The sequence below is a fragment of the Paraburkholderia sp. BL6665CI2N2 genome, from assembly GCF_004366535.1.
GTDB lineage: Bacteria > Pseudomonadota > Gammaproteobacteria > Burkholderiales > Burkholderiaceae > Paraburkholderia.
The window spans coordinates 3,337,125-3,354,169 of record NZ_SORC01000001.1; the positions used below are offsets into that span (position 1 = coordinate 3,337,125).

General features: G+C 61.0%; 19 protein-coding genes. 7 read left to right on the forward strand and 12 right to left on the reverse strand.

The features are described from left to right. The first annotated feature begins 3 nt into the window (after window positions 1-3). Complete coding sequence (locus tag B0G81_RS14860) at window positions 4-1,737, forward strand: penicillin-binding protein 2 (RefSeq protein WP_134136823.1); 1,734 nt, start codon at window positions 4-6, stop codon at window positions 1,735-1,737. A gap of 64 nt (window positions 1,738-1,801) precedes the next feature. Here the strand turns inward: B0G81_RS14860 and B0G81_RS14865 are convergent, their stop codons facing one another. Then, window positions 1,802-2,917, reverse strand: a complete 1,116-nt coding sequence (locus tag B0G81_RS14865; protein WP_134136828.1) for a DUF484 family protein — start codon at window positions 2,915-2,917, stop codon at window positions 1,802-1,804. Window positions 2,918-3,189: 272 nt separating this feature from the next. Between B0G81_RS14865 and B0G81_RS14870 the strand changes: the two genes are divergently transcribed. After that, window positions 3,190-3,447 (forward strand): DUF2866 domain-containing protein, encoded by a 258-nt coding sequence (locus tag B0G81_RS14870; protein ID WP_106282460.1) that lies wholly within the window; start codon window positions 3,190-3,192, stop codon window positions 3,445-3,447. 38 nt (window positions 3,448-3,485) lie between these two features. Here B0G81_RS14870 and B0G81_RS14875 read toward each other — a convergent pair whose 3' ends face one another. Further along, a complete protein-coding gene (locus tag B0G81_RS14875; protein ID WP_134136830.1) occupies window positions 3,486-4,124 on the reverse strand; it encodes a 2-hydroxychromene-2-carboxylate isomerase in 639 nt (212 codons plus the stop codon). A gap of 78 nt (window positions 4,125-4,202) precedes the next feature. Between B0G81_RS14875 and B0G81_RS45375 the strand changes: the two genes are divergently transcribed. Beyond that, a complete protein-coding gene (locus B0G81_RS45375) occupies window positions 4,203-4,328 on the forward strand; it encodes a hypothetical protein (protein ID WP_279590478.1) in 126 nt (41 codons plus the stop codon). A gap of 110 nt (window positions 4,329-4,438) precedes the next feature. Further along, window positions 4,439-4,807, forward strand: a complete 369-nt coding sequence (locus B0G81_RS14880; RefSeq protein ID WP_134136833.1) for a hypothetical protein — start codon at window positions 4,439-4,441, stop codon at window positions 4,805-4,807. Between the two features lie 51 nt (window positions 4,808-4,858). Here the strand turns inward: B0G81_RS14880 and B0G81_RS14885 are convergent, their stop codons facing one another. Then, on the reverse strand, window positions 4,859-5,485 hold the full coding sequence (locus B0G81_RS14885; protein ID WP_134136836.1) for a LysE family translocator: 627 nt from the start codon (window positions 5,483-5,485) through the stop codon (window positions 4,859-4,861). A 292-nt stretch (window positions 5,486-5,777) separates the two neighbouring features. Between B0G81_RS14885 and B0G81_RS14890 the strand changes: the two genes are divergently transcribed. The 3 genes from B0G81_RS14890 (at window position 5,778) to B0G81_RS14900 (ending at window position 7,865) form a co-directional block, all read left to right on the forward strand. After that, entirely contained in the window at window positions 5,778-6,362 is a 585-nt protein-coding gene (locus B0G81_RS14890; RefSeq protein ID WP_134136840.1) for a YigZ family protein, read from the forward strand. A gap of 229 nt (window positions 6,363-6,591) precedes the next feature. After that, window positions 6,592-7,131, forward strand: coding sequence for a hypothetical protein (locus B0G81_RS14895; RefSeq protein WP_106282557.1), 540 nt, complete (start codon window positions 6,592-6,594; stop codon window positions 7,129-7,131). A gap of 113 nt (window positions 7,132-7,244) precedes the next feature. Continuing rightward, complete coding sequence (locus tag B0G81_RS14900; RefSeq protein WP_134136843.1) at window positions 7,245-7,865, forward strand: LysE family translocator; 621 nt, start codon at window positions 7,245-7,247, stop codon at window positions 7,863-7,865. Window positions 7,866-7,878: 13 nt separating this feature from the next. On the opposite strand, the gene B0G81_RS14905 is transcribed toward B0G81_RS14900, so the two are convergent. The 9 genes from B0G81_RS14905 to wecB all read right to left on the reverse strand — a co-directional run bounded on the left by B0G81_RS14905 (window position 7,879) and on the right by wecB (window position 16,991). Continuing rightward, entirely contained in the window at window positions 7,879-8,298 is a 420-nt protein-coding gene (locus tag B0G81_RS14905; protein ID WP_134136845.1) for a DapH/DapD/GlmU-related protein, read from the reverse strand. Between the two features lie 45 nt (window positions 8,299-8,343). Then, window positions 8,344-9,087 carry a WecB/TagA/CpsF family glycosyltransferase gene (locus B0G81_RS14910; protein WP_279590479.1) on the reverse strand — a complete coding sequence of 248 codons (744 nt, stop codon included), beginning with the start codon at window positions 9,085-9,087 and terminating at the stop codon, window positions 8,344-8,346. A gap of 51 nt (window positions 9,088-9,138) precedes the next feature. After that, on the reverse strand, window positions 9,139-9,840 hold the full coding sequence (locus B0G81_RS14915; RefSeq protein ID WP_243856455.1) for a heparin lyase I family protein: 702 nt from the start codon (window positions 9,838-9,840) through the stop codon (window positions 9,139-9,141). A gap of 110 nt (window positions 9,841-9,950) precedes the next feature. Continuing rightward, window positions 9,951-11,105 (reverse strand): glycosyltransferase family 4 protein, encoded by a 1,155-nt coding sequence (locus tag B0G81_RS14920; RefSeq protein ID WP_134136851.1) that lies wholly within the window; start codon window positions 11,103-11,105, stop codon window positions 9,951-9,953. Further along, window positions 11,098-12,201: an O-antigen ligase family protein gene (locus B0G81_RS14925; protein WP_243856457.1), complete on the reverse strand. Its 1,104-nt coding sequence runs from the start codon at window positions 12,199-12,201 to the stop codon at window positions 11,098-11,100. The genes B0G81_RS14920 and B0G81_RS14925 overlap by 8 nt, the downstream gene beginning before the upstream one ends. A 196-nt stretch (window positions 12,202-12,397) precedes the next feature. Beyond that, window positions 12,398-13,225: a glycosyltransferase family 25 protein gene (locus B0G81_RS14930; protein WP_134136857.1), complete on the reverse strand. Its 828-nt coding sequence runs from the start codon at window positions 13,223-13,225 to the stop codon at window positions 12,398-12,400. Beyond that, window positions 13,222-14,496, reverse strand: a complete 1,275-nt coding sequence (locus B0G81_RS14935) for a flippase (RefSeq protein WP_134143117.1) — start codon at window positions 14,494-14,496, stop codon at window positions 13,222-13,224. The genes B0G81_RS14930 and B0G81_RS14935 overlap by 4 nt, the downstream gene beginning before the upstream one ends. Before the next feature lie 66 nt (window positions 14,497-14,562). Continuing rightward, the gene (gene wecC, locus B0G81_RS14940; RefSeq protein ID WP_134136860.1) at window positions 14,563-15,807 is read right to left on the reverse strand and encodes a UDP-N-acetyl-D-mannosamine dehydrogenase; all 1,245 of its coding nucleotides are present in this window, start codon (window positions 15,805-15,807) and stop codon (window positions 14,563-14,565) included. A 35-nt stretch (window positions 15,808-15,842) separates the two neighbouring features. After that, window positions 15,843-16,991 carry a UDP-N-acetylglucosamine 2-epimerase (non-hydrolyzing) gene (wecB, locus tag B0G81_RS14945; protein WP_134136863.1) on the reverse strand — a complete coding sequence of 383 codons (1,149 nt, stop codon included), beginning with the start codon at window positions 16,989-16,991 and terminating at the stop codon, window positions 15,843-15,845. Between the last annotated feature and the right edge of the window lie 54 nt (window positions 16,992-17,045).

The following is a 17,045-nucleotide window of genomic DNA, read 5'->3' on the forward strand; positions in this document are numbered from 1 at the left end:
CCAATGATCCAGAAGAAGAAATCGCAGTCGCACGATCCCTATACGCCCGTCGCGAAGCACCCGCTGCTGGCCGCGCGCCTGCCAATGTGGCGTTCGAAATTCATCGTCCTGCTGGTGTTCGGCGCGTTCGCCTCGCTCGCGGGACGCGCGTTCTGGGTGCAGGTGGTAAACCAGGACTTTTACGTCGATCAAGGGCAAAAGCGCTATCAGCGCACCATCGAACTCGACGCGACGCGCGGGCGGATCGTCGATCGCAACGGCTCGATGCTCGCCGTCAGCCTCGCAACGTACGAGATCTGGGCTTCGCCCAAGCTGATCGACGAAGCGGCTGTCGCGCCGCTCTCGAAGCTGCTCGATCTGCCGCTCGCGGAACTGCGCCGGCGTCTGAACGGCGACAAAACCTTCGTGCTGCTCAAGCGTCAGGTGGATGCCGAGACCGCCGGACATCTGTCGAAATTGGGCCTCGCGGGCATCACGCAGATCGCCGATTCGAAGCGCTTTTATCCCGAAGGCGAATCGGCGGCGCACGTGGTCGGCTTCACGGATATCGAGGACAACGGCCAGGAAGGCGTCGAGCTCGCCGTCAACGAACGGCTGCTCGGCGTGCCTGGCCAGCGCGAAGTGATCCGCGACCGGCTGGGGCGCGTGGTGTCCGAGACGCGGCCGCTCGTGCCCGCGCAGAACGGCGATACCATCCACCTGACGATCGACCGACGGATCCAGCAGCTCGCTTATGCACAACTCAAGGAAGCGATTGCCAAACATCACGCCGAAGCCGGCAGCGTGGTGGTGCTCGACGTGCGCAACGGCGAGATCCTCGCGCTCGCCAACTACCCGAGCTTCGATCCGAACGACCGCGCCCGCCTGACCGGCCGCCAGTTACGTAACCGCGCGGTGGTCGATACCTTCGAGCCGGGCTCAACGATCAAGCCGGTGGTCGTCGCGCTCTCGATCGACGAGGGCAAGGTGCGGCCGCAGAGTGTGATCGATACCGCACCCGGCTGGTACAAGATCGGGCCGGCCGTGATCCACGACACCTCGAATCATGGCGTGATGACCGTCGCCGAAGCCGTGCAGAAGTCGAGCAACATCGCGCTCGCCAAGCTCGCGTTGAATCTGCCGGCCGAAAAGATCTGGACCAAGTATCAGGAATACGGGCTCGGTTTGCGCCCGGAACTGACGTTTCCGGGCGTGGCATCCGGCAAGGTGCGTCCATACAAACGCTGGCGTCCGATCGAACAGGCGACCATGGCGTATGGCTACGGGCTATCCACCTCGCTATTGCAGATGGCGCAGGTGTACACGGCCTATGCCGGCGACGGCACCATGCATCGCGTAAGTCTGTTGCGCAACGGAGCGGGCGCGGCCGCGCCGTCCGACGACAAGGGCCACGCGGTCACGACGCCGGCCACCGCGCGTGCCATCCGCTCGATGCTGGAAATGGCAACCGGTGTGGGTGGCACAGGCCGCGCGGCGACCGTGGAGGGTTACCGGATCGGCGGCAAGACCGGCACGGCACGCAAACAGGTCGGTGCGACTTACGCGAAAAACCGCTATCGCGCGCTGTTCGTCGGCATGGCGCCGATGAGCGACCCGCGGCTGATCGTTGCGGTGATGATCGACGATCCGGCGGGCAAGGCGTTTTATGGCGGGACGGTGGCCGGCCCCGTGTTCAGCGGCGTGACGGGCGGAGCGCTGCAGTTGCTGGGTGTGCCGCCGGATGCGCCGGGTACTTGAGCGAGAGCTTCGGGCAGCATGCGGGGAGCGAGGCGAGGCGAGGCGCGAGCGTCAGCGCCTCAGATCAATGTGCCATCTGCGCATCGCCCGCTGCTGCCAGCGCCTCGATGCGATTGCGGCCGTTGCGTTTGGCCTGATACGTCGCGCGATCGGCATCTTCTATCATCGCGCCGCCCAGTTTGGCCGCGTCGGTCGGCGTGCCGCTGATCGTGCGCGCAGCCACACCGATCGACACCGTCAGGACGATGCGCTCGCCATGATCGTCCTGCAAAGCCAGCCGTTCGACCGCCAGCCGCACACGCTCGGCGACGGTAAGCGCGTCGGCCCGGTCGCCTTGCAGCAGCGCGGCGAATTCTTCGCCGCCATAACGCGCCACCGTATCGCCGAGACGCACCTGTTGCCGCACACAAGCCGCCACAGCCGCCAGTGCGCGGTCGCCGGTCTGGTGGCCGTAAGTGTCGTTAATGCGCTTGAAACTGTCGATATCGATGAACAGACACGCCACCGGCACGCCGTAGCGACAGGCGCGCATGATCTCCTCGCGCATCCGCTCGTCGAAATAGCGGCGATTGGCGAGGCCCGTCAATGAATCGGTCATGCCCAGTTGCTTGAGCCGCTCGCGATGCGCGACGTTGTCGAGACTCGCTGTCACGATGCTCGCGAAGCGCTCCAGAATGTCGGTGGCCATGCCTTCGGCGAAACGCGCCGGGTCGTCGCTGCCGAGACAGAGATAGCCGCTCGCGGCGTCGCCCACTGCAAGCGGCAGAACGATTGCGCTCGCGGGGACTGCGCCGTCGCCGAAGAATGCACGCCGCGCCGAATCGCCCATACCGTGCAGCTTGCCGAGCCACGGCCGGCGCGCTTCGCACAAACCTTGCGCGGCAAGGCCACCTTCGCGCGAGACCAGCAGCTTCGACTGATCGAGTGCGCGCAAGGCGGCCGGCTCGAGCAGCTCGCGCAGCATTGGCGCGCGGTCGTCGAGCCAGAGCGTCACGCCCGCCAGCGAAAATTCCCGCGGCAATTGAGTGAACAGCGTGTCGAGAAACGATGCGAAGTCCTGAGCGCCGATTAAACGAAGTTCGACGTTCTGGAAGCGCCGCAACGTGCGCTCGTTGTGCTGCACGGTATCGACGAGCGAACGAAGGCGCTCGGAAAGCGGCGTTTGGGCGAGGTTCGTCACGTTATCAGGGCGGGCCCGAAGGCGAAGCGGGGTTGGCGACCCCAATCGCTGTAATAACGGCGGATCTTGCCGGGTCTTGAGGGTCCGATCGCGCGACTACGCTTTTACGCGGTCCGCTTTTCGCCTTCTTAAGTCTGGCTTAATTCTTTGCTGCAACCATGAGGCACAACATCCCCTGTTGAAGCCGCCAGAGCACCGGCGGCGCTTTTTCCCCGGGGTGTCGACGACGCGCCAGAAGATGGGCTGCAGGCCCGCGAAGAAGGAGTCAGACCATGGTTGAAGACACGGTATTCGAGCATCTGCGCGCCATGCCCGGCAACGACTGGGTCAGCCAGATTCACTCATGCAAGGTCTCGGACCCGCTGCAGCATCCTTGGGGTCGCTCATACCGGCTCGTCGAATGGACCATGAAGCACACGCCCGAATCAAGCCACCGCGTGGTGCCCGCCGAGAGCACGCCGCTCGAGATCGCTCAAGCTGTTGTCTCGCACGTGCCGGGCCGCCGTTTTTGCCAGGACGGCAACGAATAACCAGCAGCGCGCCGATCACGCGCCGCGCATTCGACGCTCTAGCCGCGCGCGGCGATCGATGCGCAGTGGTCCAACGCATCCTCCAGTCGGTCGTTGCCCCAGAACATTTCATCGCCGACAAAAAACGTCGGCGCGCCAAAGATGCCACGAGCCGCGGCCGCCGCGGTTTGTTCACGCAAGCGTAGTTTGTTCGCGTCGCTTTGCGCTTCGGCGATGATCTCCGCCGCCGGCAAACCCAGTTCATCGAGCGCTTCGCTCACCACTTCCGTCGAACCGATATCGCGGTCATGCGCGAAGTTCAGTTGCATGATCTCGCGGCAGTAGGCGGCGATCCATTCGCGCTGCGCGCCGAGCAGCGCCACGCGCATCGCAAGAAGCGCGGCGCGCGGAAACGTGGAGGGACGCTTCAGGGCGATGCCGTATTTGCGGCATTGCCGTTCCATGTCTTTCCACACATACGCACCCTTTTCCTTCTGAAGCACGAACGGCGAATTGTCGAAACCGAGATCGCGAAACACCGGCCCCAGCAGGAACGGACGCCAGCGAATCCGCACGCCTCGCGCAGCGGCCTCCGCTTCGATGCGCATGACGCTGAGGTAGCTGTAGTTGCTGCCGAAGTCGAACCAGAAATCGATTTCCGGTACTTGCGTGGGCACGCGCGTTGCTGATTCGTTCATCTTTGCCCTCCAGTCATTCGTAACCGGACCGCGCTTATGTCTTGCAAAGCTTAACAGTCGGACAGGGCGCGTGTCCCTATGATGACCCTTCACACCGCTACGTCAGATGCTCATAACATGATGAAGTATCCCTACGACATTCTCACCGCCGCGTGTCTTTTCATCATCGTGGTTTCCACGTCAATCATGCTCGCGCTGTCCTGAGCGATTCGCACCCTTTTCCGCGGCAACGGTAAACCTAGGTACGCACGCTACGCGTTCCCGTAAAGAGACGGGATATACTGTACATATATACAGTACTTTTCGTCTGAGCAATGCGCCTTCCACCCTTTGAACCTCCCACGCTCGCCGAGCTGCGCGCCTGGTGGCGCACGCGCGACGAGCAGGCCGTCCAGCGGCTCATCCTCGAAATCCAGCGGCAGCGGCTCACGCTGCTGGAACTGCGCAATCTGATCGACGTCGGCGTCCAGCAGGCGCGTGCCGCGGACCGCACGCTGGTCGAGCGTGGCGAACCGTTGATGACACTGCGTATCAGGATCGCCCAGGAAGTGCTCCGGGTCGGCGAGATCGACGACACGCGGCAAATGAGCCGCGCCGAACAGGAAAGGCTTGCGGTTCGCACCGAAGGCCAGATGGATTACGCGCGCGAAGGCCGCCTCAGGCGACAGCGCCGCAATATCTAGCGCAAACGCGACCTCGCTGCCGCAGCGGTTAAGCGAGGCCGCGCCGTTCGATCAGCGCGTTTGCGTGGCCACGCGCAGGCCGAGCGAAATGAACAGCACGCCGATGATCTTGTTCTGCCAGCGCGTCAACCACGTCAGACGCTTGACGAATTTGCCCAGCGGACGAATTGTCAACACGATCAACGTCGTATAGAGCGCGCTCATGCCGACAAAAATCAGCCCGAGCGTGGTGAACTGCAGAAACGTGGAACCGTGTTCGGGACGAACGAACTGCGGCAGAAACGCGAGAAAAAACAGTGCGGTCTTGGGATTCAATACTTCGGCGGGAATGGCCTGAAAGAAGGCTTTCGAGGCCGACACCGGCGCGACGGCCGGCATATGAGCGCTTGCCTGTTTCTCGCGCAACGCGCGAACGCCCAGATACACCAGGTAGGCGGCGCCGACGAACTTGACCGCGTTGAAGGCCAGCGCCGAAGTCATTAGCAGCGCCGACAGGCCGACCGATGCGCCCAGCGTATGAATGAAATCGCCAACCGCAATACCAAGGCCGGTGAGAATGCCGGCCTTGCGGCCGCCGTGCACGGTGCGCGTCAACACCAGCAGCACAGCCGGACCGGGAATCAGAAAGAGCCCGAATACAACGGCAACGAAAGTCCCTAGCGTGGATAGATCAAGCATGTCGTCTCCCTGGTGACGCGCTGGCTGCAGCGAACAGGCGCGCGCGTTCAGCGGAAGATTGTAGACGAATGGGTGATTTCTGATTCGCGTGCGCCGTGCCTGCCGTCCGGTGCATTGCTATCACTTACACAACAAACGCGCGGCGAGCGGCCGGCAGAATGCACGCCGCAAACGGGCTCGCGGGTCTTGCAGAGTCGTCTCGGAGAGAGTCCGTCAGTGGCCGCTGATCCGTTACCATGGCGGGCACGACGCCGCGTGCGGCCCGTATTTTTTATCTAACGAACTCCTTGCCTTGCCCACTTACACCCTGCCCGCGGCGTTGAGCGCGGAACTCGAGATACGCAAGAGCCGATTTATTGCGTACGCGATACCGGTTGCCGACCGCGACACCGCGATGGCCGAATTGCGGCGCCTGCGCGACGAGCATCCTGCCGCGACGCATGTCTGCTGGGCGCTGCTGGCTGGCGGCCAGTCCGGCATGTCCGACGACGGCGAGCCCTCCGGCACCGCTGGCCGGCCGATTCTCGAAGTGCTGCGGCATCACGACCTGGACGGCGTGCTGGCCGCCGTCGTGCGCTACTACGGCGGCGTGAAGCTCGGCGCAGGCGGTCTCGTGCGTGCGTATACCGATGCGATCGCTTCGGCGCTGCTGGATGCGCCGCGGGTAGAGCGTATCGCGCAGGTTTCGCTGACCGTCGAGGTCAGTTACGCCGACGAGGCGAAAGTGCGTCGATGGATCGACGCCGAAGGCTATGCGCTCGTGGACAGCGCCTACGCGATGCTGGTGAAAATGACGATCCGTTTGCCCATCAACGCGGTGGATGATGCGCAGCGAGCGTTGGTGGATATGACTCAGGGAAAAGCCGGCTTCTTCTGACGGCGTGGCGTGCCTCGTCCTTAAAGGAGGCCGAGCGCGCCCCGATTAAGAGATGCCAGGGTGCGGGCCGCTGTTACCATGTTGTTTATTCCCCGGAACGACTCAATTTAATAGGGCAACTCCTCTGACCTCGACCGCCGCTTTTTCCAGCATAGCGCCTGAGTTGCCGCATCGGAGCGCGTCTGTGCCGCAGTCGCTCGATGCCACGCGTTCACCGTTGACCTCGACCGTGCTCAAGGGATGCGGCACGCTCGCGCTGCCGTTGATGCTCTCCGCCTGCTCGTGGTCGTGGTTCGGCCTGAATACCTCGGCACGCGCGGTGGCGCATCCGACCGGCTGGCTCAGCGTCGCGCCCGCAAGTGACTTCGCCTATGTGCCCGCTCGCGACGGACAAGTTTCGCCGAACCGCATCGAAAACACAGCAATGACGGGCATCGTGCTCAAGAACGACATCAATGAAACCGTGCGCAATGGCATTGTGAAGAGCCTGCGGATCGCCGGTTTTCATCTCGACGGCGGCAAGCGGGTCCTCAGCGGCAGCATCGAGAAATTCACGGTGGACGACACGCGCTCGCCAGCGTTCTGGACATTGAAAATGCGCTACGTGGTGACCGACGCCGCAACCCAGAAGGTTGTGTTCTCAACCACCAAGACGGTCAAGCAAAAATCGCCGAAGTTTACCAGCAGCACCATCGCCATTGAAGACACGGTCAAGCTGAGCGTCGACGCATTGATCGACGATCCGGGGTTTGTCAAAGCGGTGAATTAAGCGCACCCTCGACATCGGCCTCACCAGCTTCGCTACAATCGCACAAGGGTGTCGCGCGCGCCGTCCTGCCGCGCGGCCCGTCGCAACTGCGTTCTTTCTATGTGCGAGCCGTCATGTCCATCACCGCCTGGCTGTTCTTTCTTCCCGCCTGCTTCGCGATCAATCTCGCGCCCGGGCCCAATAATCTGCTGTCCATCAACGTGGCGGCGCGTCATGGTTTCATGACCGCGTTTGTCGGCGGCACGGGGCGTCTGGCTGCATTCGCGGTGATGCTCGTGCTTGCCGCAACCGGTCTCGCCGTCGTGTTGCACGCGTCGGAGTGGTTCTTCCTCGCGATCAAACTGGCTGGCGCTGGTTATCTGATCTGGTTGGCCATTCAGTTGTGGCGCAGCGATGCGCCCACCATCGACACGACGCAGCAGGAAGATGCCTCGCTTACGCGGATCGCACGCAGAGAGTTCCTCGTGGCTGCCGGCAATCCGAAAGCTATTCTGGTGTTCACCGCGTTCTTGCCGCAGTTTGTCGATATTGCCAAGCCGATGTTGCCGCAGTTTGCAGTGCTGGGAGCGAGTTTTCTGGTGTTGGAGTGGTTCGCTATCGCGCTGTATTCGTGGGCGGGAATGTATCTCGGCAAGTGGTTGGTGCGTGCGAGAGTAAGGCGGTGGTTCAATCGGTGCTGTGGGGGTTTTCTGGCGGCGATTGGGGTGGGGTTTTTGATGGTGAGGCGGGGGTGACGAACTCCGAAATTCAGACGCTCCGCCGCGGCTTGACGATTCGCGCGGGCACGCCCACTACGGTTACGTCTGGCGGCACATCGAACGTGACCACGGCATTTGCACCGATCTTCACGTTGCGCCCAATCGTCACCGGCCCCAGTATGCACGCGCCCGCGCCGATCAAAACGTTATCGCCGATCACGGGCGCACCGGGCTGGCCACGACCTCCAATCATAACGTTGGGTGAGATCACAATATTGTCGCCCAGCACCGCTTGCCGGTGCACGACGATACCAAGCCCCTGATAACCGAAAACCACGTTGCGCCCAACTGTCACCGACGGCGGCAGCGATACGGAAAACACCACTCGGTTAAAAACCTTCAGCGCCCATGGCAGAAAGGGCACGCGCAATCGATGAAGCAAATGCGCGATGCGATAGATGTACAGCATGAAGAGCTTCCCTTTTTATATAGCCGGCGCAGTCCGCCGTCCCTGTTACCGTTGCACGAATAGCGCCTTACCCAACATAACTGCGAACTTGCTGTTCGTGACCAGATAGCGGCGCCACATGCGACGCGGTTCCTGCAGAACACGGAAGAACCACTCCAAACCTGCCGTTTGCATCCAGCGAGGCGCACGGCTGACTTTCCCGGCCACCACATCGAAGGTCCCGCCAACGCCCATCACGAAGTCGACGCCGAGCGATTCTCGCCAGCGGTTAATAAAATTTTCTTTGGTGGGTGATGTGATGGCTACGAACAGCAGCCGTGCACCGGACTCGCGGATCCGGTCGACCACGGGTTGGTGATCGTCGCCGAAATAACCATGGTGGTAACCGGCGATTCTAAGACCAGGATACGTGTCTGCGCATAGCATGGCTACGCGTGCCACGACTTCGTTGGTTGCGCCTAGCAGATACACGGGAAACTTTAGTCTCGCCGCTTCCGCTAGCAGCTTGTCGAATAGATCCACACCTGCGACGCGTTCCGGTACGGCATAACCCAGCGCCCGGGCAGCCCACACGACACCCATTCCATCAATGCTGATCATGTCGCAGCAACGGACCGACCTCGCAAGTTCCGTGTCGGCCTGCATGTACACAAGCTTTGCGACATTGACCGCAACGTGCTGAGTGAACTGCCTCGCAGCAATGCGAGTTGAAATCTCGGCGACCGTTTCATCCATTGTCGCCACGTCCATTGGACATCCGAATACTTCAATACGCTTCATACCAACCATTCTCTATGTTCGTTCGCATCCGCCCGCGAATCGCCCGCCGCAGATGTGCCTTCATTTCTTCGATACGGAAACCGATCCAAAGAACAAGGTAATGTCGCTGACGTCGGAAGCAGAACTCTTCCACCCCGATTTGTACAGCCCCATCTTCAGGTAGGCATCCTGTACGCCGGGATAGGCATTCGGTATTCCCTGCGACGCAAACACCGAATGCCCGTCTTTCCACAATTGAGTCGAAGCATGGTGACCGGAATCGTCGGCGATGTAGCGCAGCGACCAGTTCACCCACTTGCCCTGGTCCGCGTCGGCGCAGCACAGCCATTTGCCTGCGGAAACGGTCGAAGTATTCGCCCCGCCGCGCTCGGATATGGCATACCGATTGCCCTGCAGACTCAAAGCGATTGTCGGACCGCCCGTCCGTTCGCCCTGGTGCACCTGAGTAACAATGACCGCCTGTTTGTTATCGAAGGCGAATCCGGCGGGTATGAACGTACTCCACCTCAGCAGATAGTCAGGTCCCTGCGCAAAGTTCACCGCCTTGGGAAAAATCAGCTCTGCTCGGGGAACACCGTTCGCGATCTTTGAAAAGTCTTCGGCTCGGCTCATGTGAACACGTACGGCTTTTCGTCCGACTATTACTGGATCATCGACCACCGCGATATCACCGGGATTCGCCTGCACGCCGATGCCTGCATCAATACCGCCGCTCCACTCTGTCGAGAACAGCTTGTCGTACGTGCTCGCGAGCGCAGTCATTTGCGGATCGGTCCAGCTAACGTTCGCATCTTGCGCGACGGCAATACTAGATAGGGTTCCTAAAATGCAAGTCAGCGTCCAGCGACGTATCGGGCTACACTTCATATCACTCAACCTCCTTTGGATTCGCTCACATTTCTATAGCAGTGAACATACTGCCTGACGACCGCTTCGACGGAATAGCGACTCAAGGCTCTTGCGACGCCATGCCGCCCCATCGTGCGCGCGAGTTCGGGACTTTCCACGAGGCGCCGGATTCTTTCCGCGAGCTCGGCCACGTCTCCGCACGGGACAAGGTAACCAGTCACGCCCTCTTCCACCAGATCCAGAAACCCGCCAATGCGCGTGCCGACTACAGGTCGACCGATAAACATTGCCTCGAGCGTCGAAATCCCGAATGCTTCGAAATGACTCGGCATGCAAAACAATGCGGCATCGCGATAGAACTCGAGCTTGGCGTCACCCTGCAGCCACCCGACAAAGCTGACCTGATCGCGAACGCCATATTCGATCGCTGCGCGCGTCCATCTATCCGTATCGCCGGCACCGGCCAGTCTCAGTTGTATCGTCAGGCCTTGCCGTTTGAGCAGCGCCGCCGCGCGCAACAATTCGTCGAGCCCCTTGCCCTCTGTGAATCTGCCTGCAAACGCGACATATGGCGTCATGTCTGAGGCCTTCGCGTCGGGAGCCTCGCGCAAAGCCGCGCCTACCGCCGCCTCGGCGCTATATGCCGTGTTGCCGATCACATAAAGATTATTCGCAATGCCTTGACTGCCTCGAAGTCCTGCCGCGACTGCCGAAGAAACAGCCACCGCGGCGTCCGCTCCGCGCACGAAGCCACACACCGCCTTGCGAGTCAACGACCCACCGCCGGCGTAGAAATTCTGGAAGTTACCCGCATGAAGATGAAAAATAGTTTTCTTACGGAAAAGCCGTGCGAGAAGATACAGCGTGAACTTTCGATAGAACGATCCGCGAACCGACACATGGAAATGAATCAAGTCGATACCCATGAGCAGCGCGAACAGAAAGCGCGGAATGTCGAACAGCGGAAAGCACAACAGCGATTTCGCGCTCTGGAAACCATGCGTTTCGAAGATGGCTACCGCTACACCCGCGCGCCGGAAACTCGCACGTTGTGCAGCAAGTTCCGCGAGAACGGACGCAATGCCGCCTCGCTGACCTTGTCCCGGCCCCACGTGCAGCACACGTAACTGCGGTACGTCGTGAGCTGCGTGTGGCTCTTTGCTTTCGCGCTTACTCATCGTGTGCTCCTTCTATAAGAGTACGATTGTCCGCAGCACGCTTGATAAGCACGGCGATCATGGCCAGATACGGACTCACAATTGCTGAGACGAGGATGTGCCCCGCCGTGCACGCCGTCGCCATGAGGACGAAAAAGAACCACTTGCCAAAGCGCGACTCAGCCCCGCCTTCACCGCAGACAAACGCCTTCCTTATGTCCCACAAGTAAAAGACACAAACGGGTAATCCCATTGCCAACACAAGATCGGGCACGTCAATTTCGACCAGATATCGCACCACCGGATAGCCACCGGTGAGCAGTGGAAGATAGCCATCCTTCGCCACTTCGTCCCACACGTTGGAAAACTTGACATCCCGCCCGGACAAGACCATCGTGAGTGCCCCGCCACTGTTCACGTGGTCATGCTGGTACATGAAATATTGAAAGCTGAGATCGACGGCGCTTTGCACGCCCGGCAATGACAGATAGGCAGCCGCCGCGAAGCCGGCCAGCAGCCCGAGAAGGGCCAACGCACGCACGGTGGCTTGCGGCACGTTATGCCGGCAATAGAAGTACGAGCAGATCATCGCAACGGTTCCGGCCATAGCGGCTTTCGTACCGACAAGGCACGAAGCCAGCACGATGCTTCCTACCAGTACGCCGTTCCATGCCGACCAGCCGAATTTCAACACCCTCATCAGTCCATAAGCCAGGCCCACGATCATGAGTGCGGACGCTTCGTTCTGCGCGTACACGATACCTTTGTAGCCAGATCGGATCTGCGTATCGGCCCAGTAGCTGCGAAACAGGTCGATCGAAAATACCGCGCCAGCCACGATCGCCGCCGCATATGCCAATAGCGTGAGCCGTATGAACGGTTCGAGTTTCTCAAGCTGCCTGTCGCTCATTCCCGATAGGGCCGCGAGACAAACAAAGAAGGAGAACACCTTCAGGACGAAAACCGCCTGCTGCGCAAACTCCGCACTCGACATATCGCCAAACGCATATGTCGCGGCCGAGGCGGTGATCGCCACCATCGCCAGAAGCGCCGTGCGCCAGCTCGACAGCCGGATCCGTCCACTCGCCAATAGAAGCAACAGCAGTCCGGCTACCATGGTTCCGCGCACGAGCAGCGAGTAACGTGCGTTCCCACCCGCAGCGTCGATTCCATGCGCGGCCCTGACCGATAGGTAATCCGCGAAAGGCGACAGCGCGAGACCGCCGGCGAATATCGCCCAGGTAATTGAGGTTGAACTCTGACGCGCCGACTTCTGCGCTGTCGAATCGCTCAGCCGCCTCGCAACTGCGGTGTTACTCATGACGTGCTCTCACCACATCGCTGCCAGATGAAAGCCGCTGCGATGCGACCACGCTCCAGCGAACCGCGGTGCGCATGAGACGAAGAGGCCAGCGCGCTGCGATATGCAACGACGAGCGAGGCTTTATACGCGCCTTACGTTCCTGCTCGATACTGCTCGATAGCCGCTCAAAGTCTTCCCACACAGCATAGGGGCGCAATTCCGCGACGCGAGCACCGCCCTCGTCGCGATGCCACGGCCAGTCGTCGAGCAATGCGCTGAGTGGGCCTTCACTGTAGGCGAGCGCCTGCCGAGCGGCCTGCGTGGATATCCAGTAGCCCACGGCCCCGGATGTCCATTGTTTGAACGGGACGCCAACCCGCAATCCGCCAACGCTCGCGCGCCGCCTGAGCGGTTCGTTAAAGTAGGTCCAGGATGACGCGGCGCGACGCAGCTTCGATCGTCCCAGCAGCACAATGTCGGCGACGGCCGACAACTCGGACTCGTCGGCATGCAACACGCGTTCAAAAAAAGCCGGTTCGAGAATCGCGTCGTCTTCGAGAATCACGGCGGCGCGGCCGGTCTCCACGACCTTTCGCCACACTGACCGATGGCTCATGAAGCACGCTACCTCAGCACTAGTCAGTGAACGTCCGTAGCGGCGGCGAGCCGCGGCGTCGTCGTAGACGGCATTCAGTTCGCTATGCGAGAGCAAACGCCCGTCGACCGCGTCCTCGATATGAAACTCGACGCCACGGTCGCACAACAATGCTGCGATCGCGTCCCGGCGTCCCGAGCGAGCCAGAGATATGACGTGAATGGGTGCCAGACCTTCCATCATCGATTCAACAATTGCGTAAAGTGGTGGCGCAAAGCCGGCTTGCTCAAGATCATCGACACATAGACGACCAGCAACACCGCTTCTGCGACAAGCAGCGATATCGCCGCCCCCGAGGCGCCGAAGCGCGGCGTCAGAACGATCGCCAACCCGACGTTCAGCACACCTGCTGACAGCATCAACAGCGACCGGATACGAGCGTTGCCGAACGGCACCAGTACTTGCAATCCGAGGAAATAAGCCAGATTGCCGAAGACGGTGGCAAGGCAAAGCATATTCAGGAGCGACGCGGCACCTGCGTAACCACCGCCCAATATCAACGTAGTGAGCGGTGCCGAAACACGGCCGACAAAGGCCACTCCGGCAAGCGTGGCCAACACGGTGGCGAGCGCGCCGAACACCGTCAGCCGGGCTGCGGACCTGGGCTGCGCACTGAACAACGAAGTGATACGCGGGTAGCAAACCGTATTGATTTGAGCGGGCACCATGTTGGCCACCGTTTTGAGCTTGTCGGCGGCCGTATAGATGCCCACCTGATAGGGCGTCGTCATTGAAGCGAGGATGACCGCGTTCGTCACGCCGAAAAGACTCACGGACGCCGACGAAACGAACATGTCGGCACTTTCTCTGATGCGCTGCATGACCGAGCGCACCGAAACGGAAGGGCGTCGCAACGCGCCGAGGCGCCGTGCGGCAACCAGCGAGAAGACGCCGGTGAAAACCGCCGCCCCTGCCTGGATTCCGGCTGCGAAAGCGACATCGTCGCTGTGACGCACGAAGACAAATGTCAGCGGTAAAGCCGCAAAGCGGCCAGCCAATGCTACTGTCGCAAAGACTGAGAAACGCTCCAGCCCTTGCAATAGCCAGTTCAATGTAAAGACATTGCCGATGACCATCGGCCAGGCCGCGAGTACTACAGGAAACACCGAAGCCACCTTGCGATCGAAGTGCGCAACAACCAGCAGCACGGCAAACGCGATCACACACAGACACGCTTTCGCGGCCATCGTCGACCATACAAGTTCGTTCAGCGCCTCCGGATGCCCCCGGCGCTCGACCACCGCTTTGGGGCCGCTGAGAAAAAATCCCCATTCGGTCACGAGCATGCCGTATGTGGCAATCGCCGTAGCATAGCCAAGCATGCCGAAATGCGCCGCCCCAAGCACCCGCGTCAGATAGGGAAAGGACGCAAGCGGTACGAGATAGTTGCCGATCTGCCAGACCATCATCGCCACAAAGTTCGTGCGGATGCGCGGCGCCTTCAGCACCGGCATGTGGCCCGTAACACCCCGATCATTCACGAACGGCTCCAAATGGGGGCCAACGAGCGGCGCGCGCGATCACGCATGCGCCAGCACCCCACGCGTGTCGATCACCACCTTCGCCTGAAAGCGGACGGGATCCACACGTCGAAACTGCGCATGGTCCACCAGAATGACAATAATGTCCGCCTCCAGCAGCGCTTCGTTCAATTCACAGAGGCGAACCTTGCCATCGAGCGACGCCGGCAACGTTCTCACATTCGGTTCGACGACGACCACCTGGCCGGCGAATCGCTCCGCTAGTTCGTCGGCGATTTCGACGGCCGGGCTTTCGCGCAGATCGTCAATATTCGCTTTGAACGCCAGCCCGAGACACGCAATCACCGGATCCTTGAAGCGCCGCGCCGCGCGTTCCACGCGCTCTATCACATAGCCCGGCTTTGCGTCGTTGACCGTTCGCGCGGTACGGATCAGGCGCGCCTCGTCCGGCGCAGAGTCCACGATGAACCACGGATCGACGGCGATGCAGTGGCCCCCCACTCCCGGCCCCGGCTGCAGGATGCTCACCCGCGGATGGCGGTTCGCAAGACGGATCAACTCCCATACGTTGATATCGAGCTTGTCGCAGATGATCGAAAGTTCGTTCGCAAAGGCAATGTTGACGTCGCGGAATGAGTTCTCCGTCAGCTTGCACATCTCGGCAGTGCGGGCATCCGTCAGGATACAGTCGCCTTGCACGAAGCTTTGATAGAGCTCACGCGCCAGCTCGCTACAGCGCGGCGTCATGCCCCCGATTACGCGGTCGTTCTCGACCAGCTCGCGAATCACGTGGCCAGGCAGCACGCGTTCAGGACAATGAGCGATGCGGATGTCCGACTGCTCGCCCGCCTCTTGCGGGAAGGAGAGATCGGGACGGAGTTGTGCCATCCAAGCTGCCATCTGCTCAGTTGTCCCGACCGGTGAAGTCGATTCGAGGACGACGAGGTCACCCTTCTTGAGCACCGGCGCGATCGCATGGCTCGCTGCTTCGATGAAGCGGAGGTCCGGCTTGTAGCCGTCGGAGAAAGGCGTCGGCACAGCGATCAGAAACGCGTCCGCAGGCTCCGGCGTGATGGTCGCGCGCAGATAGCCTTGCGTGACTGCCGCGTGCACCAGCATATCGAGTTCAGGCTCGACAATATGAATGGCGCCACGGTTGATGGTGTCGACCGCATGCTGACTGACGTCCACGCCGATGACACGTTTGCGGCGTGCCGCAAACACGGCTGCAGTAGGAAGCCCAATGTAGCCGAGGCCGACCACCGAAACAGTTTCAAAATCCATTTTCTTTTCTATATCCGTAAGCAGGGTATGTTCGCTCAGACCGCCAGAGCCGGACCGAAACGTTTTTCAAGTAGCGCGCTCGCAATGCGAGCGCAGGCTTGGCCATCGCCATAGGGGTTGCCGCGTACGCTCATCGCCTGGTAGACGGTTTCGTCGCACAGCAGCTGCGATACGGTCTGGATGATTTTCTGCACGTCGGTGCCGACCAGTTTCACTACGCCCGCGTCGACGGCCTCCTGACGCTCGGTGGTTTCGCGCATCACCAGCACCGGCTTGCCGAGCGAAGGTGCCTCTTCCTGAATCCCACCGGAGTCGGTCAGGATCAGATAGGCACGGTCCATCAGACAAACGAACGGCAAATAGTCGAGCGGTTCGATCAGATGAACATTGGCAATGCCGCGGAGAATCCGGTTCGCCGGCTCGCGTACATCCGGGTTGAGGTGAACCGGGTACACGATGTCCGCGTCGGGATACGAATTCGCGACCCGAGCCAGCGCCGTGCAGATACGCTCGAAACCGCCGCCGAAACTCTCGCGCCGGTGTCCCGTCACCAGAATCAGGCGCCGGCCTGGCGTCAACAACGGGAGATGCCGCTGCGCTTCGTCGCGTAGCCGCGTAACGCTTGCCAATTGCTGCCGCACGTGCAGGAGGGCGTCGATCACCGTATTGCCCGTCACCACAATGCGTTCGTCCGGCACGTTCTCCGCGAGCAGATTCTGTCGGGCGCGCTCGGTCGGTGCGAAGTGCATCGCGGCAAGCACGCTGGTCAGCCGACGATTCGCCTCTTCCGGCCACGGCGACAGAAGCTCACCCGTTCGCAGGCCCGCTTCCACATGGCCGACGGGCACGCGCTGGTAAAACGCCGCGAGGCTGGCGGAGAAGGTCGTCGACGTATCGCCATGCACCAGCATCAGGTCCGGGCGGCAGTCCTTCAGCACATCCCGCATGCCGAGCAGGATGGAACTCGTCACGTCATAGAGATCCTGATTCCGCTTCATCACGTTCAAGTCGAAATGAGGACGGATCTGGAACAGGTTCAATACCTGATCGAGCATCTCGCGATGCTGGCCGGTTACGCAGACGAAACAGTCAATTCCCTCGGCGTTCTTGAGTTGCCTCACGAGAGGCGCCATCTTGATGGCCTCAGGACGGGTTCCGAAGGTAAGCAGAATCCTCTTGTTCATTAGCGAGTGGTTTGCTGATCGCGCACCCGAAAGCGCCGCGATACGACTATCGTG